Origin of the sequence: Methylobacterium guangdongense (assembly GCF_038442355.1) — a bacterium.
GTDB classification, from domain to species: Bacteria; Pseudomonadota; Alphaproteobacteria; order Rhizobiales; family Beijerinckiaceae; genus Methylobacterium; species Methylobacterium guangdongense.
Map to the genome: position 1 here is coordinate 291,930 of NZ_JBBXMX010000005.1, position 20,637 is coordinate 312,566.

22 protein-coding genes, 1 tRNA gene and 1 pseudogene are annotated in these 20,637 nt (G+C 62.0%); 15 read left to right on the forward strand and 9 right to left on the reverse strand.

All coding sequences use genetic code 11. The features are described 5' to 3' along the window. The first annotated feature begins 123 nt into the window (after positions 1 to 123). Positions 124 to 1,005 (forward strand): 3'(2'),5'-bisphosphate nucleotidase CysQ family protein, encoded by an 882-nt coding sequence (locus AAHG09_RS13305; RefSeq protein WP_342107755.1) that lies wholly within the window; start codon positions 124 to 126, stop codon positions 1,003 to 1,005. Here the strand turns inward: AAHG09_RS13305 and AAHG09_RS13310 are convergent. Then, a complete protein-coding gene (locus AAHG09_RS13310; protein ID WP_342107757.1) occupies positions 989 to 1,513 on the reverse strand; it encodes a YHS domain-containing (seleno)protein in 525 nt (174 codons plus the stop codon). The two genes, AAHG09_RS13305 and AAHG09_RS13310, sit on opposite strands and share 17 nt — an antisense overlap. A gap of 129 nt (positions 1,514 to 1,642) precedes the next feature. Here AAHG09_RS13310 and AAHG09_RS13315 point away from each other — a divergent pair, with 129 nt between their 5' ends. The 7 genes from AAHG09_RS13315 (at position 1,643) to AAHG09_RS13345 (ending at position 6,287) form a co-directional block, all read left to right on the forward strand. After that, positions 1,643 to 2,266: a DUF1134 domain-containing protein gene (locus tag AAHG09_RS13315; protein ID WP_342107759.1), complete on the forward strand. Its 624-nt coding sequence runs from the start codon at positions 1,643 to 1,645 to the stop codon at positions 2,264 to 2,266. A 112-nt stretch (positions 2,267 to 2,378) separates the two neighbouring features. After that, positions 2,379 to 3,074 (forward strand): hypothetical protein, encoded by a 696-nt coding sequence (locus tag AAHG09_RS13320; RefSeq protein ID WP_342107760.1) that lies wholly within the window; start codon positions 2,379 to 2,381, stop codon positions 3,072 to 3,074. 133 nt (positions 3,075 to 3,207) lie between these two features. Then, the gene (locus AAHG09_RS13325; RefSeq protein ID WP_342107761.1) at positions 3,208 to 3,510 is read left to right on the forward strand and encodes a 3',5'-cyclic-nucleotide phosphodiesterase; all 303 of its coding nucleotides are present in this window, start codon (positions 3,208 to 3,210) and stop codon (positions 3,508 to 3,510) included. Between the two features lie 116 nt (positions 3,511 to 3,626). Beyond that, complete coding sequence (lptM, locus tag AAHG09_RS13330; RefSeq protein WP_342107762.1) at positions 3,627 to 3,977, forward strand: LPS translocon maturation chaperone LptM; 351 nt, start codon at positions 3,627 to 3,629, stop codon at positions 3,975 to 3,977. A 92-nt stretch (positions 3,978 to 4,069) separates the two neighbouring features. After that, positions 4,070 to 5,338 carry a diaminopimelate decarboxylase gene (gene lysA / locus AAHG09_RS13335; RefSeq protein ID WP_342107764.1) on the forward strand — a complete coding sequence of 423 codons (1,269 nt, stop codon included), beginning with the start codon at positions 4,070 to 4,072 and terminating at the stop codon, positions 5,336 to 5,338. Next, positions 5,335 to 6,183, forward strand: coding sequence for a glycosyltransferase family 2 protein (locus AAHG09_RS13340; protein ID WP_342107766.1), 849 nt, complete (start codon positions 5,335 to 5,337; stop codon positions 6,181 to 6,183). The genes lysA and AAHG09_RS13340 overlap by 4 nt, the downstream gene beginning before the upstream one ends. A gap of 12 nt (positions 6,184 to 6,195) precedes the next feature. After that, positions 6,196 to 6,287, forward strand: a tRNA-Ser gene (locus AAHG09_RS13345). A gap of 710 nt (positions 6,288 to 6,997) precedes the next feature. Here AAHG09_RS13345 and rhuM read toward each other — a convergent pair. The 3 genes and pseudogenes from rhuM to AAHG09_RS13360 form a co-directional block, all read right to left on the reverse strand. Beyond that, on the reverse strand, positions 6,998 to 8,050 hold the full coding sequence (gene rhuM / locus AAHG09_RS13350; protein WP_342107767.1) for a RhuM family protein: 1,053 nt from the start codon (positions 8,048 to 8,050) through the stop codon (positions 6,998 to 7,000). A 183-nt stretch (positions 8,051 to 8,233) separates the two neighbouring features. Next, positions 8,234 to 8,752, reverse strand: a complete 519-nt coding sequence (locus AAHG09_RS13355; RefSeq protein ID WP_342107768.1) for a transposase — start codon at positions 8,750 to 8,752, stop codon at positions 8,234 to 8,236. Next, positions 8,752 to 9,681, reverse strand: a pseudogene (locus tag AAHG09_RS13360) (IS1595 family transposase). Before AAHG09_RS13360 ends, AAHG09_RS13355 begins: the two are co-directional and overlap by 1 nt. 102 nt (positions 9,682 to 9,783) lie before the next feature. Between AAHG09_RS13360 and AAHG09_RS13365 the strand changes: the two are divergent. Then, positions 9,784 to 10,029, forward strand: a complete 246-nt coding sequence (locus tag AAHG09_RS13365; RefSeq protein WP_342107769.1) for a DUF6471 domain-containing protein — start codon at positions 9,784 to 9,786, stop codon at positions 10,027 to 10,029. Here AAHG09_RS13365 and AAHG09_RS13370 read toward each other — a convergent pair. Both AAHG09_RS13370 and AAHG09_RS13375 read right to left on the reverse strand, forming a co-directional pair. Continuing rightward, a complete protein-coding gene (locus AAHG09_RS13370; protein WP_342107770.1) occupies positions 10,026 to 10,934 on the reverse strand; it encodes a Kiwa anti-phage protein KwaB-like domain-containing protein in 909 nt (302 codons plus the stop codon). The genes AAHG09_RS13365 and AAHG09_RS13370 overlap by 4 nt on opposite strands. Then, entirely contained in the window at positions 10,915 to 11,583 is a 669-nt protein-coding gene (locus AAHG09_RS13375; RefSeq protein WP_342107771.1) for a hypothetical protein, read from the reverse strand. The genes AAHG09_RS13370 and AAHG09_RS13375 overlap by 20 nt, the downstream gene beginning before the upstream one ends. A 304-nt stretch (positions 11,584 to 11,887) precedes the next feature. Between AAHG09_RS13375 and AAHG09_RS13380 the strand changes: the two genes are divergently transcribed. The 5 genes from AAHG09_RS13380 to AAHG09_RS13400 all read left to right on the forward strand — a co-directional run bounded on the left by AAHG09_RS13380 (position 11,888) and on the right by AAHG09_RS13400 (position 16,847). Further along, positions 11,888 to 11,989, forward strand: a complete 102-nt coding sequence (locus AAHG09_RS13380; RefSeq protein WP_342107772.1) for a DUF3606 domain-containing protein — start codon at positions 11,888 to 11,890, stop codon at positions 11,987 to 11,989. A gap of 344 nt (positions 11,990 to 12,333) precedes the next feature. Then, entirely contained in the window at positions 12,334 to 13,068 is a 735-nt protein-coding gene (locus tag AAHG09_RS13385) for an ImmA/IrrE family metallo-endopeptidase (protein ID WP_342107773.1), read from the forward strand. A gap of 654 nt (positions 13,069 to 13,722) precedes the next feature. Beyond that, positions 13,723 to 14,898, forward strand: coding sequence for a hypothetical protein (locus AAHG09_RS13390; protein ID WP_342107774.1), 1,176 nt, complete (start codon positions 13,723 to 13,725; stop codon positions 14,896 to 14,898). A 133-nt stretch (positions 14,899 to 15,031) separates the two neighbouring features. Next, positions 15,032 to 15,580 (forward strand): recombinase family protein, encoded by a 549-nt coding sequence (locus tag AAHG09_RS13395; protein WP_342107775.1) that lies wholly within the window; start codon positions 15,032 to 15,034, stop codon positions 15,578 to 15,580. Between the two features lie 94 nt (positions 15,581 to 15,674). Next, positions 15,675 to 16,847, forward strand: a complete 1,173-nt coding sequence (locus AAHG09_RS13400; RefSeq protein WP_342107776.1) for a PDDEXK-like family protein — start codon at positions 15,675 to 15,677, stop codon at positions 16,845 to 16,847. Between the two features lie 435 nt (positions 16,848 to 17,282). On the opposite strand, the gene AAHG09_RS13405 is transcribed toward AAHG09_RS13400, so the two are convergent. Continuing rightward, positions 17,283 to 17,480, reverse strand: coding sequence for a hypothetical protein (locus tag AAHG09_RS13405; RefSeq protein ID WP_342107777.1), 198 nt, complete (start codon positions 17,478 to 17,480; stop codon positions 17,283 to 17,285). 252 nt (positions 17,481 to 17,732) lie between these two features. Beyond that, positions 17,733 to 19,268, reverse strand: a complete 1,536-nt coding sequence (locus AAHG09_RS13410; RefSeq protein ID WP_342107778.1) for a flagellin N-terminal helical domain-containing protein — start codon at positions 19,266 to 19,268, stop codon at positions 17,733 to 17,735. A gap of 195 nt (positions 19,269 to 19,463) precedes the next feature. Between AAHG09_RS13410 and AAHG09_RS13415 the strand changes: the two genes are divergently transcribed. Continuing rightward, complete coding sequence (locus AAHG09_RS13415) at positions 19,464 to 19,868, forward strand: flagellar biosynthesis repressor FlbT (protein ID WP_342107779.1); 405 nt, start codon at positions 19,464 to 19,466, stop codon at positions 19,866 to 19,868. 428 nt (positions 19,869 to 20,296) lie between these two features. On the opposite strand, the gene AAHG09_RS13420 is transcribed toward AAHG09_RS13415, so the two are convergent. After that, complete coding sequence (locus AAHG09_RS13420; protein WP_342107780.1) at positions 20,297 to 20,542, reverse strand: hypothetical protein; 246 nt, start codon at positions 20,540 to 20,542, stop codon at positions 20,297 to 20,299. Positions 20,543 to 20,637: the final 95 nt, after the last annotated feature.

The window sequence follows — 20,637 nt, forward strand, 5'->3', positions numbered from 1 at the left end:
CGGCACCGGGACCGGACCTTCGCCGGGGATCGGAGGCACGAGTGCGGTCGCTGTCCGATTCGTACGGCGCACCGTCGACATCGCGCGCCGGCTCGGGCATTCAAAGAAGCCTTGGGAGGGACCATGACGGGCGCGGTGACGATCTCGGGGCCTGAGCGTGAGCGGATTGCCGCGGCGCTCGCCGAGATTGCCTGCGCGGCGGGCGAGATTTTGCGCCGCTATCACCGGGCCCCCTGCCCCCACGCCCTGAAGCCGGACGGCACCCCCTGGAGCGCCGCCGACATCGAGGCCGAGGATCTGATCGTCGCCGCGCTGGCCGAGCGCTTCCCCGGCATCGCGGTCGTGGCCGAGGAGCGCACCGCGCGGGCGCAGGGCGCCACGGTGGCGCCGGCCGACACCTTCTTCCTGGTCGACCCCCTGGACGGCACCCGCGACTTCCTGGCCGGAACGCCGGACTATTCGGTCAACATCGCCCTGGTGGCGGGCGAGCGCCCGGTGGCGGCGGCCCTGGCGGCGCCGGGCCTCGAACGGGTCTGGTGGGCGGGGACGAAGGCCGTCGAGGCCCCCGTGACCGCGGGCCGCCCCGGCGCCGGGCGTCCGGTCCACGCGCGGTCCGTGCCGGAGGCGGGCCTCCTGGCGCTCGGCAGCCGCCGGCATGGCGATGCCCAGACCGAGACCTGCCTCGCCGCCCTCCCCGTGATGGAGACGCGCCAGGTCGGCTCCGCGCTCAAGTTCGGCCTGATCGCGGCCGGCGAGGCCGATCTCTACGTCCGCTGCGGCCCGACCATGGAATGGGACACGGCGGCCGGCGACCATATCGTGGAGGCCGCCGGGGGCTGCGTGGTGGTGCCGGGGGGCGGCCCGATCCGCTACGGGCAGCACGGCCCCGACCACCGCAACGGGCCGTTCGCGGCGCTCGGCGACCCGTCCCTGGCTCCGCGCCTCACGCTGCCCGCCACCTGCGGCACCAGCGTCGGCCGGCCGACGCTCAGCGCGGTGCCGTAACCGGCACGTCCGCTTGGTCGCGCAGACCGGGCCACGCGGACTCGGCCTGCCCGGCGAGCCCGGGATCGGCCAGGAACCGGGCGCGGCGCCCCGCATCCCGGAACAGGTAGAGCCGGTCGCCGATCACCGCGAAGACCAGGGGATCGGCGTCGACCAGCCGGCCCTCCAGGATCCCGGCGGCATCGTAGCCCCCCAACCGCGGGGCGTAGGTGGTCGGATCGTCCCGGAACGCCTCCCGGTTGGCGCTGCCGGCGAAGCGCCAGACCCGTCCCCCCCAGGTCAGCTCGAACCGGCCCGTCCCGGGCAGCGGCCCGCCCGGCAGGAAATAACTGACCGGATCGAACCCGTTGAGCGTCAGCAACGCGATCGGCGCCCCGATCGGCTCGCCCATCGCGGGCCGGGCCAGCATCAGGACGGCGCAGACGGCGGCGGCGCGGGCACGGCGCGGGGCATAGCGCGAGGCATAGCGCGGGGCACGGGCTGCGGGGTCAGGACGCGTTAACCACATCTTGCGAATTCCCCCGGAAGCTGGTCCGACTCATCCGATCGGACACCCGCAGGACCGCGGACCCGGCGGGACGCGAGCGACACAGATCCATCGCACGAACCGTTAATCGAACCGGGCGAGGAGACAACGATGACGGCACGAGACGATCGCGGCCCCGACCGGCGCCGCCTCCTGCGCACGGGCCTCGCCCTGGCGCTCGGCGCCCCCCTCGGGACCGCCTTCGGCATCCCGGGCATCGCCCTGGCGCGTGGCGAGGATGGCGACACGCCCGAGACCTTCCGCCCCGGCGAGATCGTGGAATCGGGCCACCGGTTCTTCGGCTCGGTCTCCCGCGGCCTCGCGCTGACCGTCGAGGAGGCGGGCCGGCGCTGGGGCGAGCCGAACGGCTACATCCTGGGCCAGGAGGGCGGCGGCGCCATTGTGGCGGGCGTCCGCTACGGCGAGGGCACGCTCTACACCCGCAACGCCGGCCAGCGGCGCATCTACTGGCAGGGTCCGTCGGTCGGCTTCGACGTCGGCGGCGATGGGGCTCGCACCATGATGCTCGTCTACAACCTGCCGAACGTGCGCGACCTGTATCGTCGCTTCGCCGGCGTCGACGGCTCGGCCTATCTCGTCGGCGGCTTCGGCATGACCGCGGTGGTCAACGACCGGATCATCGTGGTGCCGATCCGCAGCGGCGTGGGCGCGCGGTTGGGGATCAATGTCGGCTATCTGAAGTTCACCCGGGAGCCGACCTGGAACCCCTTCTGAGGACGCGGCGGGACGATCGGATTTCACCCTTCCGATCAACCTGGGCTAGAGTGAAGACGGGCCGGGTCGTCCGGCCGAAGGCGCGGGTTGTTCCCTCGTGATCGAAGCGGTGATGATCTTCGCGCTGGGCTTCCTGGCGGCGAGCCTGTGCGGCCTGCTGCTGCTGCCAGCCCTCAACGCCCGCGCCGCCCGGCTGGCCCGGCGGCGGGCCGAGGCGCGCCTGCCCCTGTCGCCGGCCGAGATCGCGGCCGAGCGCGATTTCCTGCGGGCGCAATCCGCCGTCCAGCAGCGCCGCCTGGAGCGCCGGGTCGAGACCGCGGAGGCCAAGCGCCAAGCCGAGATGGCGGCGCTCGGGGCCGGGACCATGCGGGTCGCCGCGCTCACCCGCGACGTCGCGGCCCGGGATGCCGAGATCGCCCAGGTCCAGGCCAAGACCCGGGAACTGGAAACCGAACTCGTCCTGGCCCGCGAGGACGGCACGGCGAGCCTCGCCACGCTCCAGGCCCTCGAAGAGGCCCATGCCGACCTCCTCGACACGCTCCTGAGCCTGCGGCAGGCGGGCAGCCGGGTGACCGACCCGGATGCCGCAGCCGTGGCGGCCGAGCGCGACGACCTGCGGGCGAGCCTCAAGGCGGCCGAGGAGGCCCTGGCGCTGACGCTGGCCGACCGGCAGGGGGATCGCCAGGCCGGCATCGAGCGGGAGAACGCGGATCTGCGCCGGCGAATCGCCGAGGTGGCCGATGCCGTGACGAGCCAGGGCCGCCTGCCGCGGGCGGCCTATCCGGCTGCGCAGCCGGAACGCGTCTGACCGGACCCGATCGATCCCACCGCGACCGCGGGCGGAAACCTGCGCCACTCGCCTTGTTTCGACCATGCAAAGGCCCCATCGCAGCGCGGACGCCTTCTGCACGTCTCCAGTTCCCAAGATGGTACGGATACCCATGCGCCTGAAGCCAATCGTCCTCGCCGTCGCGGCGGCCACTGCCCTGACGCTGCCGGCCGCGGCGCAGCAGTCGAAGCGCGGCAACGAGACCCTGAAGAAGTACTGCACCGGCGACTACCTGACCTACTGCGGCAATCTGGCTCCCGACGATCCGGCCACCGATGCCTGCTTCCAGAAGAACTGGAAGAAGCTCAGCGAGAATTGCCGCCGCGCGATCGATGCCTACGAGGCCGAGCAGGGCCAGAACGCCCCGTCCAAGGGCCGGCAGGGCGCGCAGGACAGCAAGGCCCGGCGCGGCTGAGGCCAGCCGGTCGCCCCTGTTGCGGCCGCGCGCTCGCGCCGGCGCGCCGTAACCGCTAAGCTCGGGCTTCCGCCGGCGCCCGCGTGCCGGTGCCGAGACCGCCGGACCCGCGCGCGATGCTGTCGAACCCCGCCCTGAAGCTCCTCGCCGCGGCCGGCCTGGCCGCCCTGGCGCTCTCCGCCTGCGGGCGGCGCGGCGCCCTGGAACCGCCCCAGACCTCCGCCCCGGCTGCCGTCGCCCCGCAGGCGGGCTCCGACACGGTCAACGGCCGCCGGACCCTGCCGGTCTCGGTCGGCCTCGGCGGCGGTGCGCCGGAGCCGGACCCCGCCGCGGTCCGCGCCGGGGACGAGCTGTCGACAGCGGCGGTGCCGCCGGGGGGCACCGAAGCGCCGGTCCAGACCAGCCGCGGCGCCCGGAGGGGCTACCGCGTGCCGACGGAGCCTTTCATTCTGGATCCGCTGTTGTAGGAGGCGGGGGCCGGGACTCCGGACCGCCGTCCGAGTCCGGATGTTTCACGGGAAACATCCCCCTGCCCGGCGCCAGACGAGACACGGCCGAGATGCACCATTTCCACTACCGCGATGGCCAGCTGCACGCCGAGGACGTCGACCTGACGGACCTCGCCGCGGAGGTCGGCACCCCGTTCTACTGCTACAGCAGCGCCACGCTGGAACGGCACTACCGCGTCTTCGCCGAGGCCTTCGCGGGGGACGACGCCCTGGTGTGCTTCGCCATGAAGGCGAATTCCAACCAGGCGGTGCTGCGCACCCTGGCGGCCCAGGGCGCCGGGATGGACATCGTCTCGGGCGGCGAGCTGCACCGGGCGCTGGCGGCCGGCGTCGATCCGGGCAAGATCGTCTTCTCCGGAGTCGGAAAGACCCGGGCCGAGATGGAGGCCGCGCTCACCGCCGGCATCTTCTGCTTCAACGTGGAGAGCGAGCCGGAACTCGCGGCCCTGTCCGAGACCGCGACCGCCCTCGGCCGCACGGCGCCGGTCTCGATCCGGGTGAACCCGGACGTCGATGCCGGCACCCATGCCAAGATCTCCACCGGCAAGTACGAGAACAAGTTCGGCATCCCGATCACCCGGGCGCCGGCCGTCTATGCCGCGGCGGCCGCCCTGCCGGGGCTCGCGGTGCACGGCGTCGACATGCATATCGGCAGCCAGATCACCGATCTCGCCCCCTTCGCGGATGCGGCGCGGCTGCTGGCCGGTCTCGCCCGGGCGCTGATGGCGGCGGGCCATCCCCTGCGCCACATCGATTTCGGCGGCGGCCTCGGCATCCCGTACCGCGACGACAACGCCCCGCCCCCCGACCCAGCGGCTCTGGCCGCGACCCTGCGGCCGCATTTCGCGCCGCTCGGCCTGCGCCCGGTTTTCGAGATCGGCCGGATGATCGCCGGCAATGCCGGGATCCTGGTGACCCGGGTGCTCTACGTGAAGCACAGCGAAGGGCGCACCTTCGTGATCGTCGACGGGGCGATGAACGACCTGATCCGCCCGACGCTCTACGAGGCCTATCACGGCCTGCGCCCCGTGGCCGAGCCCGGACCCGACACGCCGCGCCTCGTCGCCGACGTGGTCGGCCCGGTCTGCGAGAGCGGCGACTACCTCGCGCTCAACCGCGAGATGCCCGCGGTGAAGGCCGGCGACCTGATCGCTGTGATGAGCGCGGGCGCCTACGGGGCGGTCCAGGCCTGCACCTACAACACGCGGCCGCTGGTGCCGGAGGTTCTGGTGCGGGGCGACCGGGCGGCGACCGTGCGTCCGCGCGTTTCGGTCGAGGCGCTCGTCGCCCTCGACCGGGTGCCGGACTGGCTGGCGTGAGCGGGACGCCGGCCGGTCGGTCTGCGGCGGGGGCCGCGGGTCCCCTCCCCCTGTCGATCTTCCTCATCGCCCACAACGAGGCGGACCGGATCGGCGCGACGATCCGGGCGGTGCGCGCCCTGACCGACGACCTCGTGGTGGTCGATTCGGGCTCGACCGACGGCACGCAGGCGCTGGCCGAATCGCTCGGCGCGCGGGTGATCCACAATCCGTGGCCGGGTTATGGGCCGCAGAAGCGCTTCGCCGAGGAGCAGTGCCGCCACGTCTGGCTCCTGAACCTCGACGCCGACGAGGTGGTGCCCGAAACCCTCGCCCGGGAGATCCGCGCCCTGTTCGCGCAGGGCGAGCCGCGCCGGCCGGCCTGGCGGATCGGCATCGCGGAGATCTTTCCGGGCGAGACGCGCCCGCACCCGCTCGCCTATAGGCTGACACCGGTGCGGCTCTACCGGAAGGACCGGGGCCGTTACGCGGCTTCGCCGGTCCACGACCGGGTGGCGCTGGAGCCCGGGGTGACGGCGGGACGGCTCAAGGGCGTGATCCACCATTTCTCGGTGCGCTCGCTCGGCGACCAGCTCGACAAGCTCAACCGCTATTCCGACCAGCAGGCGGACGACCTGGAGGCCCGGGGGGTGACGATCCCGGACTGGCGCGTCTTCGTCGAGCTGCCGGGCAATTTCCTGAAGGCGTATCTCGGCCGCCGCCATTTCGTACGCGGCACCTACGGCTTCCTGACGGCGATGAACTACGCGATCTCGCGCCATCTGCGCATCGCCAAGCACGTCGAGCGCCGCCGCGTGGCGGCGGCCCGCCGGGATCGGGTTGACCCGCCCGGCTCGACCTTCTAGAGCCAGAGCGCCGGAGACGTGGCCGAGCGGCTGAAGGCACTCGTTTGCTAAATGAGCATACCCAGAAATGGGTATCGAGGGTTCGAATCCCTCCGTCTCCGCCACTCAAGTGGCCTAAGCTACTGTTGCAACTCTCAAAATTGGAACGGCTGAAGTAGCCAGCCCACGTTGCGCCCCACATTTCGAAGCGGCTTGTACCGGACTATCTCGGACGATGGCCTCGCGCGCGCGAGGGCGAACCTCACCGGTCGCTATCATCGCCAACGCCGATAGCGTCGAGAGACATTCTGATGGCGCAGCCGGGTTGAGGGTCCATGCGGCGGCGGTCATGCTCGATGGCGAAGACATGACTATAGAGGTTGGCAACCCAGCTCCGCCCCTCAACCGTTAGATCGAGAGAGCGAATCACATCCCCGACCACCGGCTCGATCTTGCCCCAGAAGAACGCCGGGTACCGCTCCGCGAGATCGGCTAGGCCGGCGCCGCGTAGTCAAGTTAGCGGTCGAAGCCGACCTCGGTGAACCTCGGCTCGCGACTGCCGAAGGTTACGCTGATAGGTGAGCGCAAGGTGCTCGCCGAGCGCGAGGAACCGAACCGAGAGAACGCCCGAACTGCGGAAGTCGCCTGAGCCCCTGACGGCCTGGCAGCTGGCCTGTCTCGTCTGTCAGACGGAGGGCAAGGACAGCAACGACCGGCGCCTCATCACGGACGTGATCCACAACGTCGGCTCTGCGCTTAGGAGGATGCGCGCGAGCTGAATGATTGAGGGGCAGCGGACACAGGCAGGGCAGGTATGGCGAGCGGCAGAAGGGCGCTAGGCGGTTCGCTTGCGATGCGGTAGCGAAGTTGTCCGGTAAATCTCAAGCTGGCGTTTGGCATGTTCGTTGGCTTGCGTCCGATTGCAGCTTACCCCGCTGTATCCTGGAAATGAGCTATATTCGTTTACGACGATCAATTCATTGATCTTCGACAGCAAACGAGCCATAGACACTTGCATTCCTCTATGCGTTATACCTTCCGCATAGATGAGCCATGCCTCTCCAAGCAGTTCCAGTGATCGCAATTCCTCAGAGGTCATATAATTTTTTGCAATTTGGGCATCAGTCAGTGTTGGCTCTTTGTTTCCGAGGGCCGTCATGCCCATGTTCGTTTTTGTGCCGTCCGCACGGCTCATGATTATCTGCGCTGCCGTTGCTTCTGTTACGGCGTAATGAAAGGCATCCTGACTGTAGTAAAAGAATTTGCGCGCATCTTCGGATTTTGGGTCGTAATCGATAGCGCAAGCGACGAAGGTATCCCGCACCTTCTGCCACATGTGCTTCTCAGAAGTCCGTATTGAGCGCACTTCCTCGACAAGGCGCTGCAACGCACCTGGGTCCGAGCGGAGCCGTGCGCCGTTAAGTGCGTATCCTTCCTCAACATACCCACGGAGAACGCCGTTTGCCCAACGGCGGAACTCGCCCGCTTTGGTGCCATTCACCCGATAGCCGACCGTGAAGATAACGTCGAGGCTGTAGTGGCTAATCTGGCGCGTTACTTGGCGACTACCCTCGCTTTGAACTAATGCAATTTTTGCATGAGTTGCCTCGCTTTCATCTAACTCATTGTTGTCAAATATGTTTTTGATATGCCTAGCGACGACAGACTGATCAACTCCGAAGAGTGCGGCCATCTGATGTTGAGTAGCCCAGATAGTATCGTGACCAACGTCAATCGGAAAATCAATCTCTTGACCCGCATCGGACGGCTTGAAGCGAGCAAAAAAGTCTAGTTGGGCAGTTTCCTTGACTACTTTCCTTGCCAGATCTGCAACCTTCTGGCCTGCGCGGCGCAATATGCCGGGTCTTTTATCGTCATCCGCCGACATTTCTGCCCCGCCTAGTGAGTCGCAGAGGCAGGATAGCGCAACTTTGAGTTTTGAAACCAGGCCGAGCCATTATGCCTCATGGCGCTGCTAGTAGCCCTTCCAAGTCCGGCTGACGCTCGACGCCATCGCCAGCCGGATAACGCGGTTGACCGCCCGGCCGTTGTCTAGGGCGTCTCTGCAAAGTCATTTGAGCCAGAGCATGGTCATGCCAAGCGTGACCATGGCGAGATAGTTGGCGGCCCGCTTCTCGTAGCGGGTGGCGATACGGCGGTACTGCTTGAGCCGGCCGATCAGCCGCTCGACCTTGTTGCGCTCGCGGTATGCGGCTTTGTCGAAGTCGGGCTGGCGTGGCTGATCCCTGCGGGTTGGGTTGACCGGTTCGATCCGGCGTTGCCTGAGGCGGCGGCGAGCCGATGGGCTGGAATAGCCCCGATCCCCTGCCGTCCGGCGCGGTCGCAGGCGCTTCAGCACTCGGTCGAACACACCCGCTTTGCGCCAGCGGTAGAACCTGCTCGACACCCTGCCGACAGGGCCATAGCGCGCTGGCAAGTCCTCCCAAGGGGCGCCCGTACGCAGGATCCAGAGCATGCCATCGAGGACTTGGCGGTGATCCTCTGCGGGCCGGCCTGTGCGCGGCTTCTGCGGAGGCAGCAATGGGGCAATCTGATCCCACTGCGCGTCAGTCAGTTCAAAGCGTCGCATCACGCCCACATGGGGGCCAACAGCCCGCCTGTGAACCCTTTGCAGAGACGCCCTAGTCGGCGGAAGTCCTCCTTCCAAGCCGCTTCGGCCGCGTTCTGGTGAAGGTAGCGGGCGGTTGAAAAGTGGTGCTGTCCGTTCACCATGCGACGGTGGCGGGCGAAGTAGCTCTCGGCTTGGTTCGTGTTGGCGCCGTCAGCCGAGTAGGCTTCGGAGTGGTTCACACGGCCAGGGTCGGGGAAGGAAGCTTCAAGTTCGTCCCAATGCGGCGCCTCATCGGCGTACACCTTCGTGCCCTTAGCGACATGCGTCTCGGCCAGCTTCACGCCCTCGGCCTCGCGCTTGGCAGCGAACGTGAGGGTGCGGCCAAGGCGCTCGCGCATGACGATGACGATGACGACGCGGCGCTCGGTGCACTGGTGCTCCTTGCGGCGCTGGTCGCTGCGGTCTTCCTCGCGGTTCTCAGAGCGCATGGTGCCGCCGAAGTAGGCGCCGTCGGTCTCGACTTGGCTAGCCAGCGTGGCGCCCTTGTGCTCAGCCGACAGCGCCTCGCGCAGCTTGTGCGCCAGGACGAACGCCGTTTTGTAGGACACGTCCAGTTCGCGGCCGAGTTGAAGCGCAGACAGGCCCTTCACCGCGTTCACGAAGATCGCGATACCGGCGCACAGGTCCTTGAAGCTCAGCTTGCGCGAGGCGAAGATGGTCCCATTGGTGACGCTGAACTGCGACCTGCAACCGGCGCACTTGAAGCGGCGGCGCGTGGCGATGTTGTAGTGGTTCAGGCAGCCGCACTTCGGGCAAACGGGCACACCGTCCGTCTCGGGTCAACGAAGGCGCCGGAAAGTCATGTAAGCCTTGTCCTCGCCGCCCTTGTAGATCGCCTTCAGCGAGAGGGTGCGGGCCTGAGCCGAGAGGAGGAAGTGGGAGGACATGCCATCGCGTCCGGTGCTTATGCACCGCTTATGATGCCATAACTGCACCGTAGCCAGGGCAGAAGCACCGCGTATGATGACAAGGGCCATTGCGAGGGATGCATGACGGCTGATGACACGATCCACGCGCCGGACGAGGCGTGGGACGCCAAGGTGAAGGCGATCCTGAAGGCTGAGCTGAAGCGGAAGAGCGTGACCTACGCGCAGCTCGTGGACAAGCTCGCCGCAGTCGGCGTAAAGGAAACTGAGCCTAACATCCGCAATAAATTGGCGCGCGGCAAATTCACGGCCGTCTTCATGATACAAGTTTTGACGGCCGTGGGGGCAACAAATTTGCGAATTGATTAAGGCTTGGCTCTCTGTCTGCTGCTAGCTCGGTAAGGAACCGCTTCGTCAGTAGTGTTGCGGGATATCCACCGTCTATCATCGAGAACTTCAAGGAGTTTGTGCTTATCGGTCGTCCTGCACTTCAAGCAGGATGCTCCGATGTTCGTGAACTTAACGCCCTGCGCTGCGGCTTGTAGCATAATTTCATCTTGATTGTATTTATCGAGGTTTGCGCGCTTGCTGATGGCAACTAGCAGGCGAGCAGTTCGGGGGTGCTTATCAAGATCCGCCTCAAAGATCTTGAAATCTATAAAGTCAATCTTTGCCGCAAGAACAGGAATTCGCTGCGCAGCCGCCTGAGCAACTTTATTTGTAATCTTGGCAATATATTCCATGTTTAAAAAATTTGAGAAGTATATGTTGTTCGAGCAAACAAGCCCATCGAAATCTATATCCAGTCGAAAAACCGGATGCTCAACGAGAACCATAGTATCGTCGATTAGCTGAACCAGCCTGTTGCGTGCGCCAAGCATGCTCTTCAGCTGAGCAGCCTTGCGAACGCCGACGATCTTTCGTCCCTTTTTATCGTGATATATGACAAAATAAAAATCGACCTGACCAGAATTGGTTACGAGATTTGCCATATGGTCATAGGCTTCGATTTCGTACAGATCAGAAATGTCGTTGAATATTCCATCAGATCTCGGGGCAAAAACTCGCTCGACTTTGCCGTAATCCTGAGAAAGGGAATATTCTTCCCACTCTCCTGATCGAACGGTTATATCTGCGCTGGTTCTAGCCAGCATGTCCTTAAATGTTTTATCGACTGATTTGTCTATGGGGACGAGATATTTGCTCCCGTCGAATAGGCTCACTCCGAGCTGAATGGAAGAAATCGATGAACTATCAAACTCTTCCTCGATCATTTTTGCCAGAGTCCAACACCACATTGCCGCCGAGTCTTAGCCCGGAAACCGTCATGCCCTCTTCGAGGCGCTGACGTTGCGAGATAACAGCATAGGTTGTGTAGATTGGCGAGTCACCTTCGCCCGCAGCCGAACCGGTCTGCACATCACACGTGAAAATGTGGTAGCCCCTGATCGCAAACAATATATTCATGTAATGCAATTTTAGATGCCAAAATAGAAATGCAACGAAGAGGAAGGCCGCTGCTACGGCACAGAGATCGCGCGGGCTTCCCATGTTCGCATCATAAAGCGGTATTAGCATTGCAAACAGATACACTAATAGATGCTCGCGCTGGTCGCGAGCAGAGCGTATTTTGAAGGTCTGCCTATTATCCGACTGGCGAGCGCGACGAACAAGAAGCCACAGAAAGAAATTAGGCAGCAAGAATAAAACGACGCAGACCGGCACCCAGTATGCATCACTTAAGCTGGCCGTCCCACGGATTGCCCAAAGTAAAAACAGCGGGCTCAAACTTGATACAACAAGGACAAAGCGCGCGAAGCCGAGCCCGTGCTTTACTTTAGGCATATGATCTGAGGACATTGATCCGCGGCCCGACTCCGCTTCGTGAGCGAACGGTATAGACGGTGAGGCATGGGCAATCATAGGAGCGTCCCTGCATCTTGAGAGTAGCGAGCGACCGCCCATCACGGGCTTTTGTCACCAGAACATTTAGTGAACATTGTAGCGACAAGCGGTGTGAGATGATGCCCCCACCCGCGCAGCATGCGCCATCACAAACGATGGTATCCGCCATCGCCTCGATGCATTTGCTCCATAAGGCTGCGATTTTTCCCATATCATCTGTCACCAGACCCATAGGATCACTCATCGCCGGCCTTAAGGACAAGCGTGGCTTCATCGATAAGGACCGGCTCGATCTTCAGAACGCAAAGCGGTCGAGTCCTAGATGAAGCGCTGGGGCGTCACGCAGGACCAACTGACGGCGGCGCATCGGAAGGTTGGTCGAATGGCGAAGGACATCGCCGCCGAATTGGGTAAGAAGCGTTAGGCATGTGCCCGCCACGACGGGGCAGCTCGTGAAGAGACGTTGTCGATAGTGAAGCCGCCCAAACTCTAGCTAACCGCGATGCTGAACCCAAGGCTCGTTGCTGTTTCACAAACTCTCCGCAGGCCGGTCCCTGGATCGAGGGTGTGTGGCGGCCTGACGGATCAGCTCAGGGACGCGAAGCAGCCGGGCAAATGACGGTCAGCAGGATGGATCTCGTGGGCGCAAGTTCGCCGAGGCGCTCGTCAGACGCATCCTACAGGCCGAGCCGAACCTTTCGGGGCCCGTGCCGATCCACGAGCTGTGCGCGCGGCTCGGCACCCTCCGGATCGAGGACCTAGACACCGATGAGTTTGAGGGCGGCCTCGTTATCGACGCGAAGCGGTCTGAAGGCAATACTCGCCAAACGCAGGGGCGAACCGCGTCGCCGCTTCACCATCGCGCATAAACTCGGCCACTTCCTGATGGCGCACCACGTCCCGGATCAGCCCGGCCGGTTCCTCTGCAAGGGCTCTGACCTGCTGCGCGTCACAGCGAAGGCGGGCGATCAGCGGCAGCGCAGGGAAGTCGAGGTTAACCGCTTCGCCGCTCCCATGCTGATGCCTCCGTATCTGCTGCGGGGAGCTATGGCGGCCTTTCGGGAGCCCAATCTGCAGCACGTTCTTGTGCTCGCGCGCGACTTCGCGGTCGGCAAGGAGGCGGCGGCTCGGGCCTACGTGCAATACCATGCCGAGCGGATCGCCGTCGTCGTGGCAGGCAACGGCCGGATACAGCGGTGCTACCGCAGCCTCTCCTTTCCGGATGTCGTCTGCGGGGTCGGCAGCCCGGTTCCGACAGGCTCGCTCACTCACAGCAGTCAACATCGGCCGAGCACAGCGAGTGACACCGCCGCCTGCAGTCCCGATCTGTGGATAGATATGAAGCGCGACCTCCGCGCGCCGGACCTCTACGAGCAGGTGTACCTTCAGCAGAACGGCTTTGGGATGATCCTGCTGCGGCTGGACGCTGTCCCAGAGGAGAGCGCGGAGGAGCGCAGGCTCAATGAGGGCTGGCGTCACCGCTTCCACTCGGGGCGACGGTAGGCAAGATCCGGCTCTGACGGAATAGACCTAACGGCTATAGCTCGACCTATTGCCAGAGTTGGGGCTGCACCGTCTTCACGTGGTTAATCCGGTGCATACAAGGCTGCCAGAGGACAACGAGGGCCGCAGATGTCGAGCAAGTAGATCGACTGCGGTCAGCATCTGGACATGGCGGCTGGCACCGCGCTGACATATGGGCTAAGGTTGTGTTCTCTCCGCTACGCTTGTTTTGAAGTTTCTCGCTTTGCCGACCGCAACAACACACGGACTAGTATACGGCCCTAATTCAAATAGTAATTATTACATCGCGATGTATTATCATCGCGCGACACGCAATCCGAACAAGGATCTATGGGACCCTACGTTCGTAGTGAACGAAGAATATGAATTGTTTAATCTCGCCGATATTGAAAACTGGAGTTGCTCAGAGGGCCATAAGTGGGGTATTCTAGACGACGGAAGGCGAAAACTTGGGACGAAGGGGCAAAGGATCTCTTTCTGCCCGAGCAAACACAACGCTCATGATCCTTGGCATGGCTATCCCGTGTCAACTACATCGTTAGACTACGTGGTTCCGGAAGATGTGCTAGATATATGGGAGAAAAACAACGTGATCACAAAAATCACAGCTAAGCGCATAAGGAGTGCCAAGCTGTGATCGTTAAACGACTCCGCATAGAAGGGAATTTTGTCGAGGCTTTTCTATACTTCGACTACCTCTGGCTCGTCCACGCCAGTGGCGAAGTCGCAGCTTTCGATATCGAAGCTTATCTATGCGCGGTAACTGGAGATGAATTCCAAGCTGCACGTACCGTTTTCGCTCGTAATGATCTCCTAGATCAGCCGAACTTTGGGAATGCTTCGGTCGGTCAGCAAAATCAGTCCATCCAAAGATTTGTACAATCCGATACTCTCGACGTCATGGCTCGCGATGTCGAGCGCTACTCGATATTATTCGACACAAGAATACAATCCAAATCAATCTTAGACATGAGATGTTACTACGGCCGAACATACATTTCTACAGAAAAACAGATTCTACAATTTAGTGCTTTTGGACGTTCGGATCTTGCCCATCTAAAGCCAGGATACAAAGGAAACGGCCGACTAGGTGGGGCGACGGTCCACGACAGTCGATGCCTTCAGTTTCGCGCCCAGCATGGAGTTGTCAGTGCCGCTTGCGGTAGGGATGGAGGCTTCTATGCCGCAGGGGCGAATAGCGCAGACGCTGCATGGAAAGCGACATTCAGGCGATTCGCATCGCAGTCGCGGGCAACAGAGTTTCTGTCAGATACCGTGGCAAACGTAAAGACCGGTACGGATCTAGAATTGTATTCAACGAGAAAAACTGAATCGTCGAGCAATGATGATTCCTCTTCCGTCGATGAAGAGCGGGCGGACTATATTATTTCTGAATTAGAGGAAGTGATTGAGTCTTCCTCTCTCACTGGCGGTATCGATCTCATAGCTGATTTGAAAAAAACCAGCTTCAAGCGGTTGTTTCTAACCCGCAGAGGAGGGTTTGCTCAAGACGACAATCTTCGTATTCATAGCATACGACTCGTAGAGAATAATCGACTGTCGTCACCCAAGGCCGGAGCAATTTTCCCCGCAACCTCGTCAGATGTACTCTCACTCACGACTTGTCCGATGGGAATTATCGCGGAATTAGACGATGCGGTTGTTGTGCTTTCAGGCGGAAGATGGTCCGCGTTGTATGACCAAGCGATTTTCTCTGTGCGCGGTTATCCGACAGCCAAATGGTACAAAAACCTTATCACCCTGGTGGGTGAGGATAGAGCTGAAATTTTGTTCGTCTGTCGGCCCTAGCCCAGCACTTTGTCGGCACAATAGGGTATACCCCAACGTGACGTAACGTCGGCGCCGCTGCGTATCGTAACATCTGGGTTGACGGCGACTATTTGTGACGCGGTAGCCTCGGGCCTACAGCCTGAGGTGACACATGGCCCGCATCGGTTACGCCCGCGTCAGCACCATCGATCAGGATCTCGAGGGTCAAGTCGCCCGCCTCACGGCCGAAGGCTGCGGCGTCATTCGTGCTGAGAAGGCCTCAGGCGCCTCGCGTGAGGGTCGGGGTGAGCTCGCTACTATCCTCGCTTTCTTGCGCCCCGATGACGAAATCGTCGTCACGCGACTTGACCGCCTCGGGCGTGATACCCGTGACGTGCTCAACCTGATCCACGAGGCTGAACAAAGAGGCGCCAGCGTCACTGTGCTCGACCCTCACGTCTCAACGCGTGGGGAGATGGGCCACGTCGTACTGACTGTGCTCGGTATGGTTGCCCAGATGGAACGGCGGTTTATCAAGGATCGGCAGCGCGAGGGCATCACGAGGGCGCAGGCGGCGGGCGTTTACCTCGGCGGCAAAGCGCGGCTTGATCATGCCGGTATTCGGCGCATGGCAGCTGAGGGGCATGGGGCAACCCTCATCGCGAGAACGCTTGGCTGCTCGCGCATGCAGGTCTACCGGGTGCTGCGTGAGCCTGAATGATGTCGGGCACCTGGGGTAAGCCGCGACGTCTGCCGTTGCGCGAACAGTGGTCGAGTGGCTGGCTGTACGGATGCCTCCATACGCGATTCAATATTTGGTCGAGGCCGTCGCTTCTCAGCGAGCACAGGCCAGCGATGCGCGCAAAAATTTCAACTCGGCAACCCTGCTGTTGGTGGACGAGATGGATCTCTCGCGTGTGATCGGCTGGATGCTGGATCCGGCGGGCACGCATGGTCAAGGCGACCGCTATCTCCGTAGCTTTCTAGATCTCTGCGGGATCGCGGCACCAGACGATTGTCGGTCAGCAAAGGTTCGCAGAGAGGTACCCCGCTACGCTTTAGGACGATTGATGGGGCGCATCGACATCGAGGTCGTTCACCCCACCTTTCTTCTCCTCATCGAAAACAAGCCGACCGCCCGCTTCGGCGACCAACAGTTGGAGCGTTACGCCCGTACACTGCCGCGTGATCTTGGAAGGCAGGCGCGCGTCATCACCCTTCTCGGGGCTGGATGGGATGCAGCGGTTATCGGGGCCATCGAGCAGGCCGGGACGCGTGCGCTGAAACTCGGTACTCACGTGCGCGACTGGGTAGCAGCGTGCCGGTTAGCTACGACCGAAGCGAAAGTCGCCGCGTTTCTTCTCGACCTCGAAGAATCTTTGGACATGCGCTTCGCGGGAAAGGACGCTCACGCTGTGCAGCAGATCATCGACCTCCTCACCGCAACCCCCGAAACCGTCGCTGCTTCCATCGCCATCATGGATGCACGCGAGGCGCTGGCCGCGACGATCAACGACCGCTTCATTGACGCCGTTCAGACGCGTGCCCGCGCGGCAGGGCTCGGCGCGATCCGTCCGGTTGCGGACGAAGCAGCTCTCTTCTCGCCCCAGCGTAATGGCATGCTGCGGCTCGACATCGGCGACCCGCGCTTTGATTTTGCACTTTCAGCCGAAGCGACTTTCTTCCGAAACGTTGCGCTCGGTGTCTGCTTGCGGAAGGAGCGGCGTGCAATGGCCGGTGTATACGCCGAAGAGATCGCTCGTTTGAGCACCGCTCTGGGGCCCGGACAAGGCATTGTCGATGGGTGGTGGCTTTGGTGGGACCACTTGCAGGCTCTCGACGCCAGCGGCAGTCGCGGCATCAGTCCTACAGATTATTGGGCCTGGGCAGCCGACGACGGTGATGACAGTTTAGCCGCAGCCTTCGTGAGCCGTGCGCTTGAGGCGAAGGTGGCGCTGGATGCTGCTAGGGACGACCCACAGTCCTGAGAACTCCTCCCTAAATTAGTCACGCCAATTCCGCCCATGATAGGTGAGTTTCGGATTTTTACCGTGGCCTGCAAGCGGACGTTCCGCTTGCGACCCAACCCAGCCGTCCGAGCCTCTGTCGGGACATACCCAAAGCAGTCATACGTCGGTGTTCAGGCAAATTCGACACGGGGCGACAGCCGCCACCTGTCTGGCGATCGTGCTAACGGCGATTGCGTACATCGTGCTGGAGGAGCGCTAACCGCATGCCCTCGTCGACCACCCCAGTTGTGCTGCTGCATGGGTTAGGCCGGACGTCAGTCAACCTTCGCCGTCTCGCGCGCGGGCTGGAAGTTCGCGGGCACGTCGTATTCAACCTCGATTACCCCTCGCGGCGGCGGGACGTTCGCGCTTGTGGGGACTGCGGCTGGACACTGAGACATGTTTGAACCGCCGTCACTGAAGCTTGTTGCTCGACATCTTCGATATGCCCTGTGCGGCCCCTAGTAGGACATCTTCCTGCTGGACCATCGCGCGGGCTATCAAAAGAGCTCCAGCATAATCACATTGATCCAACCGCTCATCGAGCGCCAGGATGAACGGATTGAACGCATCCGTCGCATGCATTGCGATGTTCGCGAGGCGTAAGATCATGTCTTCGTATCGTTGATGACTGCCGTCTTGGTAGGACCGATCGATCAAGGCATAGATTGCCCGACAAACGGTATTGACCTGTGGCTCCCGATTGGGTTCGGCGGTCTTTAGGTTCATCGAAATGCCAGTTGTTCAAGGCTCGATCTTGGGTGACGAGTGCGCTTTGAGATCGAAGCCGAATACCGTTTGCGAAGCGTGAACGAAGAAACGGCCGGGGTTGCCCCCGACCGTTGCGTCGCCCCTAGACGCCAACTAGCGGAGGAGCTGCAGGATGCCCTGGTTGGCGGTGTTAGCCAGGGACAGCGCCGAGATGCCGAGCGACTGGCGGGTGGACAGCGCCTGCGAGTTCGCCGCCTCCTCGTTCATGTCGGCGTTGGTCAGATTGCCCGAACCGGTCGTCAACACATCGATGATTTGCTTGGTGAAGTCCTGGCGTGTCTGCGTGAGCGCCAGGGCCGAACCCAGCTGGGACGATTGCGTCTGGATCGAGCTGAGAGCCTTGGTCAGCGTATCCGAGATCGCATCGAGGCTGTTGTTGTTCGAGAAGTCGTTGGCGGAGCCGTCCGCGGTGGTCGCGGCCTGCGATAGGCCAAGAGAGGTGTAGTTCAGAGCGCCGAACGCGGTACCGTCCGGGTTCGCCGTCTGCACCGACATGGTGCTGGCATTTGTGCCGGTTTTCTCGTTGAACGTCAGCTTCAGCTTATCGCCGCCAAGCAAGTTGGTGCCATTGTAGCCGGCATCCTTGGCCATCGAGTTCACCTGATCGAGCAGGGTATTGAACTGATTGGCAGCATTCTGACGGGTTGCGCTAAGGTAGTTCGTGCCGGCACTGGCCTTGATCGTATTGTCAGCAATCGCGCCGCTGATCTTACCGTCGGTGCCGATGCCGTCGATTTCCATGGCCTGACCTGTCAGGTTCTGGACCTGAAGATTGCCATTCGAGTCCTTCGATGCCTTGACCTGACCCGACAGCTGCGCGTTGCTATTGATCGACTTGACCAGCAGATCCGTCGTCAGGGCCGTAGGAGTCGTAACGTTCGCGGTCGCAGCGCCGAAGATCGCCGTCGACGTACCGGCGGTGTTGTTGCTCGCGTCTTGATAAGTGATGTTGTTTCCGTTGAAATCGGTCAGCACGACCTTGCCGCCAGTACCAACTGATGCCTGGACTTGTGCGCCGTTCGCATCGGTGGCGAGTGCGGTGTTGATTTTTTTCACAATATCGGCGGTTTTATCGCCATCCGCCACGGTAACCGAGACGCTGCCGCCGCTCAGGCTGCCGCTCTGGATCTGAAACGTTCCACCCTTGCCGGTGGCTAGCGCCGTCGTGGTCAAATCGTTCGCGCCAGTGGTCGCCTTCGCGCTCGCAGCGGCAACATTGACACCGACACCAGTGCCATTGCCAAGCTTGAACGTTAGCTGACCGCTAGTGACGGGTGTGGTGGCCGCGGGGATGGTCAGGGCAGCTCCGGCGATCGCCGATGATGAGTCCTGGCGCGCCGATTTCACGGTCGACTGCAACTGCTGCAGGACGCTGGTGATGGAGGTGAGCCCCTTGTTCGCCGCTTGGATGACCTGAATGCCATTAGACATGCCGTCCAGGAGGCTCGAAAGCTGCGACGAGCGGCTGTCGAGGCCAGCGGCGGTGAAAAAGTTGACCGGGTTGTCGAGCGCGCTCGAAACCTTCTTGCCCGTTGAGAGGTGCTGCGTCGTGGTCGCCTGAAGCGACGACGTGTCCTGCAGCGACAGCAGGCCCTGGCGGACGTTTGCGGAAAGATTGATCGTCGACATCGGGGTGATCCTTATTTTAGATCATCAGCTCGCACTGTTTTGCGGCGAGGCCATCTAGGCATTGGACTTGTTGCAAAATGTTAAAAATATGCCGTTAAATTTTCTCTAGTGTCCGTATGGTGAACGACGCCTTGCTTTAAAGCTTCCGTTAAGATTTCATTGATAGGACAAGGTAACTCAAAAAGAGGGCCTGACATGCCGCTGCGGATCGATCTCAAACCATTCGAGCGCTTGATCATCAATGGGGCGGCGATCCGTAACGGCGATCGCCGTTCGAGCTTCATCATTGAGACGCAGTGCCGCTTCCTTCGGGAAAGTGAGAGCATTTTCGAAGAAGAGGCGGATACGCCCTGCAAGCGACTCTGCTTCACGCTTCAGGTCATTCACCTCACTGAGGATACTGCCGCCGCGAGGATCCTGTTTTGCACCCAGGCAAGCGACATCATGGATACGCTTCCGGGATCGGCAAAGCATTTGATCGCCATCAACAAATTGTTGGCAAGCGGTGATACATACAAGGCGATCAAAGCTACCCGCATCCTGATCGCGCATGAAGCGGACGTGCTTCAGCAGCGCGCGCCAGCCTCCGACGTGGCTTAATTAATCACCGCAGCATTCGTGCGAACGCTGCAGCTGCATACAGGTTGTCGTAATCCGATCGTTGGGTCGTCGGTGCGGGTAAGGTCTTATCCCTGCTGTTGACGGCGTCGTCGCGACTTACAGTAATGGATCCATCCGCCTTTAAAATTCAATGCATTGTCATAATTCGCTCCCGCGATGACACTATCGACCGTCAGGGCATCGCTAATCGCGCCGTTCTAGTTCAAGCTGGAAAATAGTAAGCCTTCGTCGTCGATCCCGTCGTGTCCACGAAAGCGTAATTTGCGACGGTGCCCCTGCCAGTCGGCTGGTAAGTGATGGTTAAGCTAACGGCGAGGCGATATTACGTCGTGTTGGGCATGCCGCAATGGCCCAAATCGCAGCTCGAATAGACGATCTCCCTTACGCACAAGCCTTTGCTCGCATAATCAAGCTGGGCCACCCAGCTGCCCATCCGCCGTCGACGCGTTCGCGATCGTCGGCGCATCGGAGGCTGCAGATGAGCCGGCCGAGTGGCCGATCGCAGCAACGTTCCGGTTCAACACGCCAAATAGCGACGTTTTGATCGAAACGAGGGCCCCGACGAGCATTGATGCGATTAAGCCGACCATGAGTTCATACTTGATAGGCTCCGCATTTTGCTGATCGCGGCTGAGCGTTTCCTTATTCATCATAACATCTCTTTCCGGCCCGCTTTCATCGATCGACCCTATTGGCGAGTCTCGAGGCTTCGACAAGCGCCCCTAGTAGGCCGTCACAACGAATCGTA

What these genes read in the sequence shown, in the direction of transcription:
- AAHG09_RS13305 (WP_342107755.1), top strand. Translation starts at nt 124, where the DNA reads ATGACGGGCGCGGTGACGATCTCGGGGCCTGAGCGTGAGCGGATTGCC.
- AAHG09_RS13310 (WP_342107757.1), bottom strand. Translation starts at nt 1,513, where the DNA reads ATGTGGTTAACGCGTCCTGACCCCGCAGCCCGTGCCCCGCGCTATGCC.
- AAHG09_RS13315 (WP_342107759.1), top strand. Translation starts at nt 1,643, where the DNA reads ATGACGGCACGAGACGATCGCGGCCCCGACCGGCGCCGCCTCCTGCGC.
- AAHG09_RS13320 (WP_342107760.1), top strand. Translation starts at nt 2,379, where the DNA reads ATGATCTTCGCGCTGGGCTTCCTGGCGGCGAGCCTGTGCGGCCTGCTG.
- AAHG09_RS13325 (WP_342107761.1), top strand. Translation starts at nt 3,208, where the DNA reads ATGCGCCTGAAGCCAATCGTCCTCGCCGTCGCGGCGGCCACTGCCCTG.
- lptM (WP_342107762.1), top strand. Translation starts at nt 3,627, where the DNA reads ATGCTGTCGAACCCCGCCCTGAAGCTCCTCGCCGCGGCCGGCCTGGCC.
- lysA (WP_342107764.1), top strand. Translation starts at nt 4,070, where the DNA reads ATGCACCATTTCCACTACCGCGATGGCCAGCTGCACGCCGAGGACGTC.
- rhuM (WP_342107767.1), bottom strand. Translation starts at nt 8,050, where the DNA reads ATGTCGGCGGATGACGATAAAAGACCCGGCATATTGCGCCGCGCAGGC.
- AAHG09_RS13355 (WP_342107768.1), bottom strand. Translation starts at nt 8,752, where the DNA reads ATGCGACGCTTTGAACTGACTGACGCGCAGTGGGATCAGATTGCCCCA.
- AAHG09_RS13365 (WP_342107769.1), top strand. Translation starts at nt 9,784, where the DNA reads ATGACGGCTGATGACACGATCCACGCGCCGGACGAGGCGTGGGACGCC.
- AAHG09_RS13370 (WP_342107770.1), bottom strand. Translation starts at nt 10,934, where the DNA reads ATGATCGAGGAAGAGTTTGATAGTTCATCGATTTCTTCCATTCAGCTC.
- AAHG09_RS13375 (WP_342107771.1), bottom strand. Translation starts at nt 11,583, where the DNA reads ATGATTGCCCATGCCTCACCGTCTATACCGTTCGCTCACGAAGCGGAG.
- AAHG09_RS13380 (WP_342107772.1), top strand. Translation starts at nt 11,888, where the DNA reads ATGAAGCGCTGGGGCGTCACGCAGGACCAACTGACGGCGGCGCATCGG.
- AAHG09_RS13385 (WP_342107773.1), top strand. Translation starts at nt 12,334, where the DNA reads ATGAGTTTGAGGGCGGCCTCGTTATCGACGCGAAGCGGTCTGAAGGCA.
- AAHG09_RS13395 (WP_342107775.1), top strand. Translation starts at nt 15,032, where the DNA reads ATGGCCCGCATCGGTTACGCCCGCGTCAGCACCATCGATCAGGATCTC.
- AAHG09_RS13405 (WP_342107777.1), bottom strand. Translation starts at nt 17,480, where the DNA reads ATGATCTTACGCCTCGCGAACATCGCAATGCATGCGACGGATGCGTTC.
- AAHG09_RS13410 (WP_342107778.1), bottom strand. Translation starts at nt 19,268, where the DNA reads ATGTCGACGATCAATCTTTCCGCAAACGTCCGCCAGGGCCTGCTGTCG.
- AAHG09_RS13415 (WP_342107779.1), top strand. Translation starts at nt 19,464, where the DNA reads ATGCCGCTGCGGATCGATCTCAAACCATTCGAGCGCTTGATCATCAAT.
- AAHG09_RS13420 (WP_342107780.1), bottom strand. Translation starts at nt 20,542, where the DNA reads ATGATGAATAAGGAAACGCTCAGCCGCGATCAGCAAAATGCGGAGCCT.